12 protein-coding genes and 1 tRNA gene are annotated in these 16,656 nt (G+C 65.6%); 7 read left to right on the top strand and 6 right to left on the bottom strand.

From position 1 onward, the window contains the following. Position 1: 1 nt before the first annotated feature. From AXZ77_RS15750 to AXZ77_RS15735, 4 genes are all read right to left on the bottom strand, one after another. On the bottom strand, positions 2 to 1,894 hold the full coding sequence (locus AXZ77_RS15750) for a monovalent cation:proton antiporter-2 (CPA2) family protein (protein WP_098411884.1): 1,893 nt from the start codon (positions 1,892 to 1,894) through the stop codon (positions 2 to 4). A 121-nt stretch (positions 1,895 to 2,015) separates the two neighbouring features. Next, positions 2,016 to 5,297: a hypothetical protein gene (locus AXZ77_RS15745; protein ID WP_098411883.1), complete on the bottom strand. Its 3,282-nt coding sequence runs from the start codon at positions 5,295 to 5,297 to the stop codon at positions 2,016 to 2,018. 220 nt (positions 5,298 to 5,517) lie between these two features. After that, positions 5,518 to 6,801, bottom strand: coding sequence for an O-acetylhomoserine aminocarboxypropyltransferase/cysteine synthase family protein (locus AXZ77_RS15740; protein ID WP_078520518.1), 1,284 nt, complete (start codon positions 6,799 to 6,801; stop codon positions 5,518 to 5,520). 98 nt (positions 6,802 to 6,899) lie between these two features. Beyond that, on the bottom strand, positions 6,900 to 7,904 hold the full coding sequence (locus AXZ77_RS15735) for a hypothetical protein (protein WP_098411882.1): 1,005 nt from the start codon (positions 7,902 to 7,904) through the stop codon (positions 6,900 to 6,902). A 56-nt stretch (positions 7,905 to 7,960) separates the two neighbouring features. On the opposite strand from AXZ77_RS15735, the gene AXZ77_RS15730 reads away from it, so the two are divergent. Next, positions 7,961 to 8,377: a hypothetical protein gene (locus tag AXZ77_RS15730; protein ID WP_255266518.1), complete on the top strand. Its 417-nt coding sequence runs from the start codon at positions 7,961 to 7,963 to the stop codon at positions 8,375 to 8,377. A 78-nt stretch (positions 8,378 to 8,455) separates the two neighbouring features. On the opposite strand, the gene AXZ77_RS15725 is transcribed toward AXZ77_RS15730, so the two are convergent. Beyond that, positions 8,456 to 8,539 (bottom strand) — tRNA-Tyr (locus AXZ77_RS15725). A 128-nt stretch (positions 8,540 to 8,667) separates the two neighbouring features. On the opposite strand from AXZ77_RS15725, the gene rlmB reads away from it, so the two are divergent. The 6 genes from rlmB to AXZ77_RS15695 all read left to right on the top strand — a co-directional run bounded on the left by rlmB (position 8,668) and on the right by AXZ77_RS15695 (position 14,889). Next, on the top strand, positions 8,668 to 9,441 hold the full coding sequence (rlmB, locus tag AXZ77_RS15720) for a 23S rRNA (guanosine(2251)-2'-O)-methyltransferase RlmB (protein ID WP_098411881.1): 774 nt from the start codon (positions 8,668 to 8,670) through the stop codon (positions 9,439 to 9,441). 193 nt (positions 9,442 to 9,634) lie between these two features. Then, on the top strand, positions 9,635 to 10,054 hold the full coding sequence (locus tag AXZ77_RS15715; protein WP_098411880.1) for a CoA-binding protein: 420 nt from the start codon (positions 9,635 to 9,637) through the stop codon (positions 10,052 to 10,054). Positions 10,055 to 10,240: 186 nt separating this feature from the next. Then, positions 10,241 to 10,939, top strand: coding sequence for a type 1 glutamine amidotransferase (locus AXZ77_RS15710; protein WP_098411879.1), 699 nt, complete (start codon positions 10,241 to 10,243; stop codon positions 10,937 to 10,939). A 12-nt stretch (positions 10,940 to 10,951) separates the two neighbouring features. After that, positions 10,952 to 12,307, top strand: coding sequence for a glutamine synthetase family protein (locus tag AXZ77_RS15705; protein ID WP_098412580.1), 1,356 nt, complete (start codon positions 10,952 to 10,954; stop codon positions 12,305 to 12,307). 4 nt (positions 12,308 to 12,311) lie between these two features. Further along, a complete protein-coding gene (locus tag AXZ77_RS15700; RefSeq protein ID WP_098411878.1) occupies positions 12,312 to 13,613 on the top strand; it encodes an FAD-binding oxidoreductase in 1,302 nt (433 codons plus the stop codon). A 91-nt stretch (positions 13,614 to 13,704) separates the two neighbouring features. Then, positions 13,705 to 14,889, top strand: coding sequence for a DegT/DnrJ/EryC1/StrS aminotransferase family protein (locus AXZ77_RS15695; protein ID WP_098411877.1), 1,185 nt, complete (start codon positions 13,705 to 13,707; stop codon positions 14,887 to 14,889). A 180-nt stretch (positions 14,890 to 15,069) separates the two neighbouring features. Here AXZ77_RS15695 and AXZ77_RS15690 read toward each other — a convergent pair whose 3' ends face one another. After that, entirely contained in the window at positions 15,070 to 16,650 is a 1,581-nt protein-coding gene (locus tag AXZ77_RS15690) for a glycosyltransferase family 39 protein (RefSeq protein WP_176536057.1), read from the bottom strand. Between the last annotated feature and the right edge of the window lie 6 nt (positions 16,651 to 16,656).

Below are 16,656 nucleotides of genomic sequence, written 5' to 3'. Positions count from 1 at the left end.
GTCAGGCTTCGGGGCCGGTCTTCTCGTTGCCCGGCGTCTCGCGGTCGCTCTCGTCGCGCTCGCCGCGGCGGCGGAACTGCTCCATCATCGCGGCTTCCAGCTCGGCATTGAGCTCCTTCGTGCGCGCGATGTAGTCGGGATTCTGCTCGACCGGGACGCCCGGCTTCCAGACCTGCGCCAGATCGCGCACCGCGGCCCGGTCGAGCTTGAAGAAAAGCTTCTCCAGCTCGGAGGCCTCGAAGGCCGAGAGCCCCGCATTCTCCAGCACGTAGCGCCCGGCGCGCAGCGAGCTGTCGAACATTTCGCGCACGATGTCATTCGCGCCCGCCCGATACAGGTCGAACACATGCGTCCGGTCGCGGGCGCGCGCGACGATATGCAGATCGGGCCGGATCCGGCGCGCATAGGCCACCAGCTTCGTCGTCTGCTCGCGCCCGTCCAGCGCCACCACCAGCACCCGCGCCTGATTGATCCCGGCAGCGGCGAGCAGATCGGGCCGCGTCGGGTCCCCGAAATAGCCCTTGAAGCCGAAGGTCCGCATCAGCTGGATCGTCTTGAGATCGGAGTCGAGAACCGTCGTGCGCATCCCCGACATCGTCACCAGCCGGTTCACCACCTGACCGAAACGGCCGACGCCCGCGATGATGATCGTCTGTTGCTCGTCGATCGCGTCCGGGTCCGGGCCGGGAGGCTTGCGCAGCCGCAACCCGATCTGCTCGTGCAGGATGAATAGGAGCGGCGTGATCAGCATCGACAGTGCGATCACCACAAGAAGCTTCTCGGCCAGGGCATTCGGCAGGATGCGTTGCCCCACCGCGAAGGAGACCAGCACGAAGCCGAATTCTCCCGCCTGTGCGAGGCTCAGTGTGAATAGCGAGCGATCCGGCCCGCGGATCTTGAACAGCACCGAAAGGCCGTAAAGCACCGCCGATTTCAGCGCGACCAGCAGGAAGACCAGCGCGAAGATATTGGCGGGTTGCGCGGTGATGACGTCGAAATTGATGCCCGCGCCCACGGTGATGAAGAACAGCCCCATCAGCAGCCCTTTGAAGGGCTCGATGTCGGATTCCATCTCGTGCTTGAACTCGCTATCGGCCAGCACGACCCCGGCGAGGAAGGTGCCGAGCGCGGGCGAGAGGCCCACGAGGTTCATCAGGCTCGCGATGCCGACCACGATCAGCAGCGCCATCGCCGTATTCACCTCGCGCAGCCGCGCCCCTTGCACGAAGCGGAACAATGGGCGCACGACGTAGTGGCCGATCAGCACGGTGAAGACGACGGCGGCCAGCGTGATCACCGTGACGCCCCAGGCGGGCAGCGAGTCGATCAGACGCGCCACGACATGATCGCCGTGCCCCGCCTTGGCCACCGCGCGCGCGCCGGGCAGCGCCAGAAGCGGCATCAGCGCCAGCATCGGGATTACCGCGATATCCTGCGTCAGCAGCACCGCAAACGAGGAGCGCCCACCCGCCGTCTGCATCAGCCGCTTCTCGTTGAGCGTCTGCAGCACGATTGCGGTCGATGACAGCGACAGCGTCATCCCGATCGCCAGCGAGACGCGGAAATCCTCGCCCATCGCCATGACGATCACGGTGACGAGGACCATCGTGACCAGCACTTGCAACCCGCCAAGGCCGATCAGCTTGTCGCGCATCGCCCAAAGCGCGCGCGGCTCCAGTTCCAGCCCGATCAGGAACAGCATCATCACCACGCCGAACTCCGCGAAATGCTGGAGATCGGTCATTTCCGCACCCGAGAGGCCCGTGGCGGGGCCGATCAGGATGCCCGCGATCAGGTAGCCAAGCACCGAGCCGAGGCCCGCACGGGTGGCCAGTGGCACCGCGATGACCATCGCGAGCAGGTAGAAGGTGGCTTGAAAGAGAAAGCTTTCCATTGGTGGCTTGCATCCTTGGGCGGGTGCGCGGGGAAGGCGCGCGACGCGGCTTCTTACCAGCGTAGTTCAGCGCGGGCCGTACGCAAGAGCGCAGGGGGAAGAATGGTTGCGCCGGGCGCGTTTAGCCGCCTTGCAGCAGCTTCAACGTCAGGTTGCGCGACCCTTTCTTGTAGGTCAGCGCGTTGGAGCCGATCTGCGTCACGCGCCCGCCATCCAGCCGGTCGCCCACCCCCACTTTCACGAAACGCCCATTCGACAGCCGCACCAGTGCGCGCCGGTTCGAGGACGAGCCGTAAAGCCCGATCAGGTTGATCTTGCGCAGGTTGATCACGTTCTCCTCGGTCGCCTGCCGGGCCACGGAGGCCGAAGTCGGCAGGCGCGGCGGCGCGGCGGTGGGCTCGGGCTCGTCGAGATCGGCGGGCCTCGGGTCGGGCACGGGTGTCGCGACCGGGGCGCGCGCGGCGGCTGCGGCGACCGACGGGGCGGGTTCGGCGGCAATCGCGGCGGCCAGCGCCTTCTCGACCGAGCGCGAGAAATTGCGCGGCTTCGTCGGCGGGGTGGCAGAGCGCGCCACGGCCAGAGCGGTCGCGCCCGCGAAGGGATCGGTGTTCTCGGCGACGGCGTCGTCTTGCGCCTGCACCGCTGCCGCGACCGCGTCCTGGATCGAGGTCGGGCGACGTTCCGGGCGGAGCGCGGCGAGGTCGGGGTTCGCGACCGCAGCGGATTCCGAAGCGGGGGCCTGCGTCGCGGCGAGTTTGGTCACGGCGTCGGGCCGGGCCGTCGGGCGCGTGGTCTGAAGTTCGGGATTGGGCTGCAGCGCCGGGTCGAGCGCGCCTTGATCGTTCGGATCGGCCTGCGCGGCGGGATCGGTCTGCTCCGGCGCGGGGGCCGCACCGGTGAGGTCCTCGGGGCGGCTGGCCGGACGGAAGCCCGAGAGCGACGGGATCGCGCCCAGCGTGCCTTCCGGCGTGACCGGCTGCGTCGCGGCATAGGCCTGCGCGACCGCTTCGGGGCGGGAGCCCGGTGTGACGTCGGGCTCACCCGCGAAAAGCGTGAAGCCGCCCGGCATCTCGACCCCGTCCTCCGTCGGCGTGACGGGCGGGGTGTCCGGCGTCAGCGTTTCGGCGCTTGGCGGATCGAGTGGCGTCGCGGTGAAGGCCGGCAGGTCGGAGGGCTGCGTCTCGGTGGTCGCGGTTTGCGCCTCGGTCGCGGGGGGCTCGGTTGCGTCGCTCTGCGGGGCGTCGCTGGTCACCGTGTCTGCTTGGGTGTCAGGCGTGCTCTCCGTTGCCGCTGCCTGCGCATTCGGTGCGGTGTCAGCGGTCGTGTCTGCCGCGGCGTCGGGAGCGGTCGGCTGCGTATCTGCGGGCTGGTCTGCCATGGCCGTGTCGGCTGGCTGCGCATCGGTAGGCTGCTCAGTTGCCGCCGTCTCGGTGCCGGTCTCGGCGGGAGTCGCCTCGTCCGCCGGGGCGGTGTCGTCCGTTGCGGCCGTGGAGCCTTCGTCGCTTTGCGCGGCTGGAGCGGGCTGCTCATCGGCAGGGGCGAGCGTCGCGACCTGATCGCTCTCGGCGGCAGGCTGTTCGGCCTCAGCGTCGGCTTGCGCCTGCAAGTCCGGCTCTGCGGCCTCGGGCGCCGCACTCGTGTCGGGCGTGGCCGGTGCGAGTGCAGTCTGCTCGGGCGCGGCATCAGCATCCGGGGCGGGCGCTTCGGCGATGGCGTCCATCGGCGCATCGGCGGGTGCGGGATCGTCGAGCAGGGTGGTCCAGAGCGCGATAATCGCCAGAACCAGCACCAGCGCACCGGTGAGCATCAGCCCGAGATGGCGCGGCTTGCCGCCGGTCATGGGCCGCTTGGTGCCGCCGAAAACGGTCTTGTCCTGCGCGCTCTCGACGATGGGGGCCGGGGTCGCGGTGCTCGGATCCGGCCCGTCCTTCGCCTCCTTGCGCAGCAGCGATGTCGCGGGTTTCGCGCCAAGCGCGCCCACGCCGCCGATGCCCTTGCGTGCCGCGGCGCCCACGGGTTTGGCCCCTTTCGCTCCGGCTTTCGGAGCCGCTTTCGGCTCAAAACGCGGATCGGGCTCGTCGAAATCGAGGCTCGGCGCCGTGATCTTGGCGCTGCCCGCGGCGATCTCGCTGCGATCGGGCTGAGGGTGGAGCCGGGTGGCTCCGCCGAGGCGCGGGGACGTCTCGTTCACGCTCACGGTGGTCGTGTGATCCCGGCGCGAGGCGAAAGCGGCGGCGATCACGCTGGCATCGGATTTCGGCAGATCGTCGTCGTCATCCTCGGCTGTATCGTGGCCTTCGTCCTTCGCGCTGGAATTCGCCTCCTCGGGCTTTGCGTCGGGCTCTGCGGTGTCGGGCACGGCGGGGGTGGCGGCAAGGCCCGCCGCGGCCAGCGACGCGTCCGAGGGCTCAACGCCAGCCTCGGCGTCATCAATGGCCGTATCGTTCGGCTCGGTCGCGGCGAGCTCGACCGCCTCCGTCGCCTCGGTTTCCTCGGGGGCGACTTCGCCAGTCGCGACCGCTTCGGCAGCCTTGGCGGCGGGGCTTTCCGCGCCGGGCGTGTCGTCGCTTGGGGTTTCGGGCGCACCCGTATCTTGCGCATCCGTTTCAGCCTCAGAGGCCGCGAGCAGATCGGAGAATTCGCCCGGCTCTTCCGGCAGCGTGGCCTCGGGCTCCTCCGTCGAAGCTGCTTCCGTCGGCTGGTCCAAGGCGCTCAATTCGGCCAGTTCGGTTTCCGAGACCGCGCTATCGTCGGCAAGCTCCGCCATGTCGCTTTGCGTGTCGGCGGGGTCCGCCTCAGCGGGGGAGGCCTCCGGCATCACGGCCTCCGCCGACGCCTCGGTCGCGTCCTCGGACAGATCGACGGCCACGATCAGCGCGGATTTGTCGGGCTCGACATGCGCGCCTTCGGGGATGTGCTGCGCGACCGAAGAGGTGAGACCGAAATGCGGCTCGCCGGGAAAATCGCCGGGCTCGGGGGCGGCCACGAAGCTGACCGGGTTGAAGCCGTTCTCCTGCGCGAAGTTCTCGGCTTCCTTCAGCGTCTCGCGCGCGATCACGGCGACCTGCACGGTCTGGCCGGGGCCCGCGAAATCGTAGACCAGCTCGCTGACCGGGTAGGGCGTCATGCCCTCCAGCGCCGTCTCGATCTGGGTCTTGCGCTGCGCCGGGCTGGGGCCGGGGGCATAGATCGCGGTGTAGAGGATCTGCGTATCCGGCAGCACGAGCTTCGAGGTGAAGCCGCGCGGCGCCTGCGCCCGTGCCTTGTCGCGCAGGGCTGTGACCTCGGCCATGGGGTCATCGCCTTCGAGCGCGGCCTCGCCCAGAAGCGTCCAGCCCTCTTTCGCGCGGTGCACCAGAGCGATGCCATCATGCGAGAGGATCAATGCAAAATCGGGTTTCATGGGTACTGCGCGCGCCTCGGGGCGGTCCGGTCCAAGTCTTCACATCTTCGTAAAGGAGATTCGATCTTCTGAAAAGCGCCGCGACTGATGCGAAGCGGGCAATTGCCGGTTTTCCACCGTTTTGACGGCGCAGCCGCAGGCAGCGCCGGAAGAAATGTTCGAAATGCAATGAGAGGCGATTTGAATGGCGCGCCGGTATCGCGGCGCGCCATGTTTGTTATCAGCTGGTTGCGGCGCTCAGCGCCTGATCGAGATCGGCGATCAGATCGTCCACGTTCTCGATCCCGATCGACAGGCGCACCACGTTCGGCGCGGCCCCTGCGGCGATTTGCTGCGCCTCGGTCAGTTGGCGGTGCGTGGTCGAGGCCGAATGGATGATCAGCGAGCGCGCATCGCCCAGGTTCGCGACATGGCTGAACAGCTTGAGATTGTTCACCAGCTTCACGCAGGCGTCGTAGCCGCCCTTCACCGCGACGGTGAACAGCCCGCCTGCACCTTTCGGCGAGATGGTCTTCATCCGCTCGTGCCAGGGCGAGCTTTCCAGCCCGGCATAGGTCACGTAGTCGATGCGCGGATCCTTCTCGAGCCATTCGGCCACGGCCTTGGCATTGGCGTTGTGCTTGTCCATCCGCAGGCTCAGCGTCTCGATCCCCATCAGCGTGTAATGCGCGCCTTGCGGGTTCATTGTCATGCCGAGATCGCGCAGCCCCACCGCGATCGAGTGGAAGGTAAAGGCCATCGGCCCCAGCGCCTCGTGGAACTTCAGCCCGTGATAGGCGGGTTCGGGTTCGCTCAGCGAGGGGAACTTGCCGCTCGCCGACCAGTCGAACTTGCCGCTATCGACGACGCAGCCGCCGGTGACGGTGCCGTTGCCGGTCATGTATTTCGTCAGCGAGTGGACGACGAGCGTCGCGCCATGCTCGATCGGGCGGCACAGGTAGGGGGTGGCCAGCGTGTTGTCGACGATCAGCGGCAGGCCGACCTTGTCGGCCAGTTTCGCCACCGCCGGAAGGTCGGTGATGTAGCCGCCCGGATTCGAGATCGACTCGCAGAAGATCGCGCGGGTGTTCTCGTCCACCGCCGCTTCTAGCGCGTCGAGATCGTCGAAATCGACGAAGGTGCAGGACCAGCCGAAGCGCTTGATCGTGTGGCTGAACTGGGTGATCGAGCCGCCATAGAGCCGCGTCGAGGCCACGATGTTCAGCCCCGGTCCCATCAGCGGGAAGAGCGCCATGATCTGCGCCGCATGACCCGAGGAGCAGGTGACCCCGCCCGCAGCACCTTCCAGCGCCGCGACGCGCTCGGCCAGTTTCATCACCGTCGGGTTGGTCAAGCGCGAATAGATGAAGCCCACTTCTTCGAGGTTGAACAGCCGCGCCGCGTGGTCGGCGTCTTTGAAGGCGTAGGATGTGGTCTGGTAAATCGGCACCTGCACCGCGCCGGTCGCGGGATCGGGCTCGGCGGCCGCATGAATTTGCAAGGTGTCGAAAGCGTAGTCGGACATGGTTTGGGGCTCCTCTTCTCTCGCCGAGACGTTAGCGGGACCGGGGGAGGCCGACAAACACATTCGTTTTCGGTGATGGGAGGGGCAGCTCGCGCGGCTCAGCGCATCCAGAGCTTCGCGCGCTTGATCCGGTTGCGCAGGGCCTTCTCGTGGCGCGGCATCCCTTCTTCGGCGATGATCGTGCGGAGTTTGCGGCCCTTGCCCTGATAGATCAGCTTTTTCGCAGGCTCGTAGGCCTTCAGCACCTTCTTGACCTTGTTCGGGGCGGTCAGCTCTTCGACCGTGTCGATCACGGTGTCGCTTTCGCGCGCATACATCAGCGGCAGGGCGCGGTAATGGCAGGTGATCTCGCCGTCGAGCCCATCGAGCTCCGGCCCCGGACGCCCGCCGCCGAAGCTGTGGATCACCAGCGGCAGGGCCACCTGATCGAGCCACGGGTCGAGCGACTGGCAGGCCAGTTCATCGGGGGCATCGTCGCGGATCTCGCTTGCATAGCGCAGGAAGCGCGCGCCGAATTCGACCGGGTCGGCGCCGAAGAACCAGCCCGCGTTGAAATACATGTAGCGCCGCCAATATTCGTCCGGCTGGCTCTGATCGAGCGTCTCGTCGAACCCGTCGAGCCCGAACTTGTCGTAGAGCGATTTCCAGATGCCCGCGTAGCCCGGACCATATAGCGGCGGTTCGGGCCATGTGCCGGTGCGGCGCATCGACGCCGAGGGGCGGTCGAAATCGAAGCCCACCTGCGACAGCGGTCCAGTGAAGACCGTATCGGTGTCGAAAAAGACGAAGGGCTCGCCTTCGGGCAGGGCGGCCAGCGCCTCGATCTTGTTGCCATAGGGATAGGATTGGCCGAAAACCTTCGACTCGAAGGGCACGATCTCTGCACCCGCATTTTCCAGCAGCGCCCGGACCGGCCCGGAGATCCGCGTTTCGTCGGACCAGCGCGGCCCGGGCTGCGGTTCGGCCACCAGAAGGCGCCCTTTGAAATCCGGATTGGCCGCGCGAAAGCTCAGCGCGAAAAGAATTGCCTCGAATTCCAGCCGTCCCGCCTGTGCAACACAGAAGACGTTGAAGGGTTGTGAAGTCCGGGGGTTCGCCGCCATACTGCTGCCTGTCGGAGGGTTTGGTGCAGTATAGCGAGAAAGCTCAGGGGTAAAAGGTGATACGGATAAGCAAGTTAGCAGCGCTGGCGCTGTGTGGCCTCGCGTTGAGCGGCCCGGCGAGCGCGCAGAATTTCACCACCGCCGCCGAAGTGCGCCCGATTCTCGGCATGACCCGCGATTCCTGGGTCGCGATCCGGGAATATGGCGGGAAGGATCTGGTCTATTTCACCCATCTTCTGGCGTGGCGCTGTGGGTTGAGCGAGATTCGCTATGGTTTCAACGGCGCGCCGCCGAGCAAGTCGTTCAAGATGGAGAAGTGCCACGAGGGCACGGCCCAGCCCAACGCGATCTCGGGCGATAATGTCTATGTCAGCCAGCCGCAGGGCTCGGTCTCCGAGGTGCGGGTGAAGCTGATCTACGACGACGGAAGTTCGGAAGAAGCGCGGTTCAAACGTAAAGCGGTGCTGCAGTAAACGGCGCAGCGAATGCGCGTTATTCGACGCAGCGGCCCCCGTGGGAGCCGCGTGTCACCAGTTCCTGAGAGGGGGAAGTGGTGGGTGACCCTGGAATCGAACCAGGCGTGGGTCGCCCCGGCGGAGTTACAGTCCGCTGCCGCACCTTGCAGCACGTCACCCGACGCTGGGCGGGAGATACAAAAGGGGGCGGGAGGCGTCAAGAGAGAGTTTGCCGAAAAATTGCTCCCCGGATCAGAGCTTGCCAAACGAGGCCATTCCGCGCAGGTAGGGGCCAAAGGAGACCCGCAATGAAAAAGCCAGTCTGGGTGATCGAAAAGGAACGTGCCAAGCGCGCTGCGGCCGCCGAGACCGTGTGGCTCTTCGGCCTCCATGCGGTGCGCGACGCGCTGCAAAACCCGATGCGCGAGCGGCTTCGGCTGGTCTGCTCCAAGAACGCCGCCGACAAGCTGGCCGAGGCGATCGCGGTGTCCGGCATGGAGCCCGAGATCGTCGATGTGCGGAAGTTCGACAAATTCGTGCCGATCTCGACCGATTCCGTCCACCAGGGTGCGGCGCTCGAGGTGAAACCGCTCGATTGGGGCGCGCTGAAGGATGTCTGCTACGATGCGCGCCGCGTGGTGCTGCTCGACCGGGTGACCGATCCCCATAACGTGGGCGCGATCCTGCGCTCGGCCGAGGTCTTCGGCGCGGCTGCCGTGATCGCGCCGCATCGCCATTCCGCGCCCGAGACCGGGGCGCTGGCGAAAACCGCGTCCGGCGCGCTGGAGCGTCAGCCCTATCTGCGGGTGAAGAACCTCTCCGACGCGATGGAGGAGTTGCGCGGTATGGGCTTCCGGCTGATCGGGCTTGCGGGTGAAGCCACGATGTCGCTCGAAGACGGGCTGTCCGAGGCGGGAATGGAGCCGGTGGCGCTGGTTCTGGGGGCCGAAGGGCCGGGCCTGCGCGAGAAGACCCGCGAGACCTGCGACCGTCTGGTGCGAATCCCCTTCGCGGGCGAATTCGGGTCGCTCAACGTGTCGAACGCCGCCGCAGTGTCTCTTTACGCATCCGCAAGCCGCTGACGGTCACAAAATCGCGATCATGAGGGTATGGACCTTAAAACCTGTGAGATGCGTTCCTATGTCACTGTCAGAGGCGCAGCTTCGGAACCGCCGCGTCTCTAGTTCACTGTCCCTCGTTCCGCCACTGTTGCGCCCAGCCTTTAAGGCTCGGGCGCATTTTTCTTAGAGGGCTGCGAAAAAGAAGAGGTTTCAGATGCAAGACGAGATTCGCGACATCCTTGGCAATGCGAAGGTGATCGCCGTGGTCGGCATGTCGCACAAGCCCGAGCGCCCCTCTTACGATGTGGCGCGGTTTCTGCAGTCCAAGGGCTACCGTGTGATCCCGGTCAATCCCGGCCTTGCCGGGCAGGAGTTGCTGGGCGAGCCGGTCTATGCCGATCTCGGCGCGATCCCCGACGAGATTGCTGTGGACATGGTCGACGTGTTCCGTCGCTCCGAGGCGGTGCCGGAGGTCGTGGACGAGGCCTTGGCGCATCTGCCGCATCTCAAGACGATCTGGATGCAGCTTGGCGTATCGCATGACGCCGCCGCCGAGAAAGCCCGCGGGCAGGGCGTGAAGGTCGTGATGAACCGCTGCCCGAAGATCGACTATCCGCGCGTGATGGCGGGCTGAGAAGGGGGCTCTGCCCCCTCGGGCTTTCGCCCTCCCCCGGGATATTTCGACCAAGCCGAAACGCATCTTCCTCTTGGCGCAAATATCCCGGGGGAGGCGCAGCACGCGCCTGGGGGCGGCGCCCCCTTGCCGCCGCCCACGGCCCGCACTACGCTTCGGCAACAAGAGCTTACGAGCGGACCTCCCATGCGTATCGGCATCCTCCAAACCGGCCAATCCCCCGACGTTCTGCGCGACAAGGCGGGCGACTATCCTGACATGTTCGAAGCGCTGCTCGCCGGGCGCGGCCTCGAATTCCAACGCTACGACGTCGAGCATATGCACTTCCCGAAAGACGTGCATGACTGCGACGGCTGGCTGATCACCGGCTCGCGTCACGGCGCCTATGAGGATCATCCTTTCATCAAGCCGCTCGAGGCGTTCATTCGCGACGCCCATGCCGAGGCCGTGCCGATGGTGGGCATCTGTTTCGGCCATCAGATCATCGCGCAGGCGCTTGGCGGCAAGGTCGAGAAATTCTCCGGCGGCTGGGCCGTGGGCCCGCAGGATTACGATTTCGGCGGCGAGGTGATCGCGCTCAACGCATGGCATCAGGATCAGGTGACCGAGCTGCCGCCGGGCGCGACCACGATCGCCGAAAATGATTTCTGCGCCTACCCCGCGCTTGCCTATGGCGACACGATCTTCACCGTCCAGCCCCACCCCGAATTTCCCGACGCATTCGTCGAAGGGCTGATGGATACACGCGGGCGCGGCGTCGTGCCCGATGACCTGATGCAGGCCGCCCGCAAGCGGCTCGGGCAGCCCAACGGCGCGTCCCGGATCGCCGAGCGCATCGCCGATTTCTTCCTCAAGACAAGGGTGCCCGCGCACCCGGAAAGCTGACCGATGAGCGACATGAAGGACTGGACCGACCGTATCCCGCAGGCCGCACGCGATTACATCGAGGGTCGGCGTCTCGACGAAGTGGAGTGCATTGTCGCCGATATTGCAGGGGTCGCGCGGGGCAAGGCGATGCCCGCGTCGAAATTCAAGTTTCAGGATCGCTTTTTCCTGCCGAACTCGATCTTCCTGCAGACGATCACCGGCGAATGGACGGACAACCCCTCGGGCGCTTTCACCGAACCGGACATGATCCTGACGCCCGATTTCTCGACCGCGACGGCCGCGCCATGGACGGCGGACTGGACCTTGCAGATCATCCATGACGTCGAGGACCAGCAGGGCAACCCGGTGCCGATCGCGCCGCGCAATGTCCTCAAGCGCGTGCTCGCGCTCTATGAGGCCGAGGGCTGGGTGCCGGTCGTCGCCCCCGAGATGGAATTCTTCCTCGTTGCGCGCAATACCGACCCGAACCAGCCGATCATCCCGCCGATGGGGCGCTCGGGTCGTCGGGCGGCGGCGAAACAGGCCTATTCGATGTCGGCGGTCGATGAATACGGCAAGGTCATCGACGACATCTACGATTTCGCCGAGCTTCAGGGCTTCGAGATCGACGGCATCCTGCAGGAAGGCGGCGCCGGGCAGATCGAGATCAACCTCGCCCATGGCGACCCGGTCGAACTGGCCGATCAGATTTTCTACTTCAAGCGGCTGATCCGCGAGGCCGCCCTGCGTCAGGATTGTTTCGCCACCTTCATGGCGAAACCGATCGAGGGCGAGCCGGGCTCGGCCATGCATATCCACCAGTCGGTGATCGACACCAAGACCGGCCAGAACATCTTCTCGGACAAGAATGGCGGCGAGACGGAAGCCTTCCTGCATTGCATCGCGGGGCTGCAGACGCACCTGCCCGCAGTGATCGCGCTGTTGGCGCCCTACGTGAACAGCTATCGCCGCTATGTGCCGGATTTCGCCGCGCCCATAAATCTCGAATGGGGGCGCGACAACCGCACGACAGGCCTGCGGGTGCCGATCTCCGGCCCGGCGGCGCGACGGATCGAGAACCGTCTGGCGGGGATGGATTGCAACCCATATCTCGGGCTCGCCGCCTCGCTCGCCTGCGCCTATCTGGGCCTCAAGGAAAAGCAGATGCCGAAGCCCGAATGCCTGGGCGACGCCTATATGTCCGCCGAGGACGTGCCGGTAAATCTGGGCGATGCGCTCGATCTGTTCTCGGAAAGCGCGCCGATCCGCGACGTGCTGGGGCCGGAATTCTGCGCAGTCTACGAGGCGGTCAAGCGCAACGAATACAAGGAATTCCTCCAGGTGATCTCGCCCTGGGAGCGCGAGCATCTGCTGATGAACGTGTGATGCGATGAACCTGCTCTTCGCCAATGACCGCAAGGGCGAGCACGCGCCGAGCTATTACGCCGCGACCGCGCTGACCGACCGGCGCTGGCCCGAATTGAAGGGCCGCCACCGGGCGGATGTTTGCGTGGTGGGCGGCGGCTTCACCGGCCTCTCGGCAGCGCTGCATCTGGCGGAGAAGGGCTACTCGGTGCGGCTTCTCGAGGCCCATCGTGTGGGTTTCGGGGCCTCGGGCCGCAATGGCGGACAGGTGGGCTCGGGCCAGCGGCTGGAGCAGGACGATCTGGAGAAAGCCCATGGCCCCGAGATGGCGCGCAGGCTCTGGGATATCGGCGAAGACGCGAAGGCGCTGATCCGCGACCTGATCGCGCGCCACGAGATGGACGTAACCTTCCATCCCGGCATCGCCCATGCCTGCCGGACGCAATCCGAGGTCGCGCACTCCCATCACATGGCGGAGAAACTGGCCCGCGATTACGGCTACGATCATGTGGAGCCGCTCTCGCGCGACGCGTTGCACGCGATCCTGCCGTCGGAGGCCTATCTGGGTGGCGATATCGACCGGGGCGCGGGGCACCTGCATCCGCTGAATTTCGCCCAAGCCTTGGCGCTCGCTTGCGAGAAGTTGGGCGTGACGATCCACGAGGGCTCGCTCGTCCATCACATCCGCCCCGGCGAGCCGGTGCGCGTGCAGACCGAGCATGGCCATATCGATGCCGACCACCTGATCTTCGCGGCCAACGGTTATCTGGGAAACCTCGCCCCGCGTGTGGCCTCGCATGTCATGCCGATCAACAATTTCATCGTCGCGACAGAGCCGCTGGGGCCGCGCGTCGCCGAAGTGCTGCGCGAGAATATCGCCGTGGCGGACACGAAGTTCGTGGTGAATTACTGGCGGCTCTCTGACGATAACCGCCTGCTGTTCGGAGGCGGCGAAAGCTACGGCTACAAGTTCCCCGACATCGTGCAGACCGTGCGCAAGCCGATGCTGGAGGTCTACCCTTCCCTTGCGGATGTGAAGATCGACTACGCTTGGGGCGGCACGCTCGCGATCACCCGCACCCGGATGCCCTATTTCGCGCGGCCTTTGAAAAACGCGCTCTCGGCCAGCGGCTTTTCCGGCCATGGCGTCGCGATGGGCACGATGGCGGGCAAGATCATGGCCGAGGCCGTCGCGGGCCAGGCAGAGCGCTTCGACCTGATGGCCAGCCTTGACGTGCCGGGCTTCCCGGGCGGCTCGCTCCTGCGCAGCCCGCTTCTGGTCGCCGCGATGACGTGGTTCTCGATGCGCGACAAGCTGGGGATTTAAGCCGGTCTCGATTTCGTCATGAAAAGGTCACTGGAGAAGTGGCGCTCGACGGTGTAAGTTTTCCTAAATATCAGTTTCAGGATATCTTGCCATGCCGCGTGACGGACAAACCGCCCCGAATTGCTACGACGCCGAGGCCATCCCCGAGGCCGCCCGAGCCGAGATCGAACGTCTCCTGACCAGCGGGGACCTGTTCCGCTACACCTCCGCAGACGCGCCGGTCGCCAAGCTGGAAGCCGAATTCGCCGAATTCATGGGTGTGAAATACGCGGTCGCCGTGTCCTCCTGCTCGCAGGCGCTGTTCCTGTCGATGAAGGCGCTCGACCTGCCGCGCGGGGCACGCGTGCTGGTCCCGGCCTTCACCTTCGCTGCCGTCCCCTCCGCCATCGTCCATGCCGATTGCGTGCCGGTGCTGGTCGAAGTCGCCTCCAATTTCCGCATCGACCTCGACGATTTCCGCGCGAAATTCGACGACAGCATCGACGCGGTGATGATCAGCCACATGCGCGGCCACACCTCCGACATGGACGCGATCATGGAACTGGCCGCCGAGAAGGACGTGCCGGTCATCGAAGACGCCGCGCATTCGCTCGGCACGCTCTGGAATGGCAAGAAGATCGGCACGATCGGCAAAATCGGCTGCCTCTCCTTCCAGTCCTACAAGCTGATTAACGCGGGCGAAGGCGGCATCCTTCTGACCGACGATCCGGAACTCGCCGCGCGTGCGGTGATCATGTCGGGCGCCTACGAGCATAACTGGAAGAAGCATCCGGGGCTGCAGAATTCCTTCGTGCAGTGGCAGAACAAGCTGCCGCTTTATAACTGCCGGATGCAGAATCTCTCCGCCGCCGTCATCCGCCCGCAGATCGCGGAAGTGGAGCGCCGCGTGAATGATGGTCGCGCGAACCACGACTATGTCGCCGAACGGCTGAACACGAGCGACTGGCTCGACGTGCCGCCGCCCCTCGGGCCCGAAACTCGCGCCCCGGATTCGCTGCAGTTCAACCTCGCGGGCGAATGGTCCGACGACGAGGCCCGCAAGCTGCAATCGGAGGCGAAAGCCCACGGTGTCAGCGTGCAGGTCTTCGGTCTCAGCCAAGACAATGCGCGCGCCTTCTGGAACTGGCAGTTCCTCGGCGACGTGCCGGAGCTGCCGAAAACCCGCGCCATGCTAATGCGCGCCTGCGATACCCGCCTGCCGGCGCGGCTCAAGCAGCCCGATCTGGATTACATCGCCGATGCGATCCTCGAAGCGGTCTCGGTGGTGAAGGGGTAGGAGGCCTAGCCCGACCGATAGTTGTCAGCGAGATGCCTTCAATTTCGTTGTCGTTCGTAGTGCACGGGCGACACCGTTCCCCTGCGTCACTGCGCGCGCTCCAAATAGTGGAGCGGCTCGAAGTCGTCGATCCCATCGCAGCGCGCGTCTTCGCGCCTCCCATGGCCCCCGCTGTTCGCGTCAAGGTAGATGGAAAATCAAGAAATCCGATGTCTCCAGGGCGCGCTCCGCAGTCTGGTCCAGATAGGCGACAACCCCGGCATGATGGTCCAGGAAGGGACGCCCCTTGCGATCCTTGGAGACTTTGGTCACTCCGAACCAGCGCGCGCCCTGCTTCTTCATCTTCTCAAGCTGGGCGATCGGTGTCGCATCGTCCTCGGCGAAGATCGACCAGTCCTCGTCGCCGCCGCCTGGCGGCAGGGTCCAGCCATTCCGGCGACTGTAATAGATGGCAATCGGGTCACCGACCTGCGGGCTGATCGCGACGACGAGATCATCTGGCCCGGCCAGGCGGTCGAGGGCCTGCCCCATCAGGCGAGCTTCTTCCGCTTGCGGGTCTTTCAGGCGCGGCACGGTCTGAAACTGCGCCAGGGCCGCCAGTATCACCCCGATAAAGCCCAAGCGAACCACGCCAGTGAGAGAGGCGAAGGCGCTCCCGCCCAATTCGACAAGGAGAATGAGACCGCGCCCGGCGAAGATCGCTAGGGGGACATGGAAGACGTGCAGGTTCCACGGATTGTTACTGATCTCCTTGGCGGCACAGAGATAGACGATGATCGCGGCCAGCAACCACACATAGGGAATCCCGGTCAGGCCCGGATCCCGTCGCTTTTCTTTAGCGAAGTCGGGCGGCACCCAAAGGCCGAGTGCGATCAGCCCCATGAACCAATAGCCGTAGAACCCCCAGACCGAGATGACCCAGAGTTTATGCGCGTAGAAGGCTTCGGAGACGAAAGTCCAGAACTTGTGGTCCCAGATGTAGCCGCTGCCGGCGACATGGTAGGGAGGTGTGGAGCGGCCTAGGTAGATCGCCCAGGCGTAATAACCAGCGATGGCTCCGAGGCCGATGGCAAGGGGGAGTAGCGTCCTCAGGAAGGTCGTGCGATCCCCACGCCGGAGCGAGAGCAGCATCAGCCACAGCACGACGAGACCGACGCCGAGCCCCGGCAGTTTCGACAGCGCGCCCAGCGTGAAGATCGCGGCGGCCAGGAACGGATAGCCTTCGCGCTGCGTGATCCAGTAGCGCGCGTAGAGCCATATGCCCATGGTGATCAGCGCCAGCATCGCCGGATCGGGCAGGGCCGAGGTTTCGATGATGATCGTGCCCGGCATCACGGCATAGGCGAGCGCCGCCGCATGCGCGTGGCGCTCGTCCCAGATCAACGCGACGAGCCGGTGCAGTGCGAAGACCGTCAGCATTCCGAACGCCGTCGCGACCATCCGGCCGAACCAGTCATGCCACCCGAAAAGCGCGTTCAGGATCGCGACGATATAGGCGTAGAGCCCGAATTCCCGGCCCTGGTAACTCGGGCCGGGCCCTGACCAGTTCACCTCTGGAAGGAAGATGTTCCAGCCGTGTCGCCAGTAATTCTCCGCGATCATCGCCGTGCTGGCCTCGCGCCAGCTGAAGACATCGACGAGCGGTTGCGTCATATAGGGAAGCCGGAGGCAGAGGGCCACGGCGAGCAGCGCGAAGAGGGCGAGCCGGTCGAATGTCGCCGCTGGCAGCGTGCCGGGCGTCGGTGCGACGGCAGCGGGCATCCGTCC

Origin of the sequence: Thioclava sp. ES.031, assembly GCF_002563775.1 — a bacterium.
GTDB lineage: Bacteria > Pseudomonadota > Alphaproteobacteria > Rhodobacterales > Rhodobacteraceae > Thioclava.
This window is presented reverse-complemented; position numbering and strand designations above follow the sequence as displayed.

What these genes read in the sequence shown, in the direction of transcription:
- AXZ77_RS15700 (WP_098411878.1), top strand. Translation starts at nt 12,312, where the DNA reads ATGAACCTGCTCTTCGCCAATGACCGCAAGGGCGAGCACGCGCCGAGC.
- AXZ77_RS15745 (WP_098411883.1), bottom strand. Translation starts at nt 5,297, where the DNA reads ATGAAACCCGATTTTGCATTGATCCTCTCGCATGATGGCATCGCTCTG.
- AXZ77_RS15715 (WP_098411880.1), top strand. Translation starts at nt 9,635, where the DNA reads ATGCAAGACGAGATTCGCGACATCCTTGGCAATGCGAAGGTGATCGCC.
- AXZ77_RS15690 (WP_176536057.1), bottom strand. Translation starts at nt 16,650, where the DNA reads ATGCCCGCTGCCGTCGCACCGACGCCCGGCACGCTGCCAGCGGCGACA.
- AXZ77_RS15750 (WP_098411884.1), bottom strand. Translation starts at nt 1,894, where the DNA reads ATGGAAAGCTTTCTCTTTCAAGCCACCTTCTACCTGCTCGCGATGGTC.
- AXZ77_RS15710 (WP_098411879.1), top strand. Translation starts at nt 10,241, where the DNA reads ATGCGTATCGGCATCCTCCAAACCGGCCAATCCCCCGACGTTCTGCGC.
- AXZ77_RS15735 (WP_098411882.1), bottom strand. Translation starts at nt 7,904, where the DNA reads ATGGCGGCGAACCCCCGGACTTCACAACCCTTCAACGTCTTCTGTGTT.
- AXZ77_RS15740 (WP_078520518.1), bottom strand. Translation starts at nt 6,801, where the DNA reads ATGTCCGACTACGCTTTCGACACCTTGCAAATTCATGCGGCCGCCGAG.
- AXZ77_RS15705 (WP_098412580.1), top strand. Translation starts at nt 10,952, where the DNA reads ATGAAGGACTGGACCGACCGTATCCCGCAGGCCGCACGCGATTACATC.
- AXZ77_RS15695 (WP_098411877.1), top strand. Translation starts at nt 13,705, where the DNA reads ATGCCGCGTGACGGACAAACCGCCCCGAATTGCTACGACGCCGAGGCC.
- rlmB (WP_098411881.1), top strand. Translation starts at nt 8,668, where the DNA reads ATGAAAAAGCCAGTCTGGGTGATCGAAAAGGAACGTGCCAAGCGCGCT.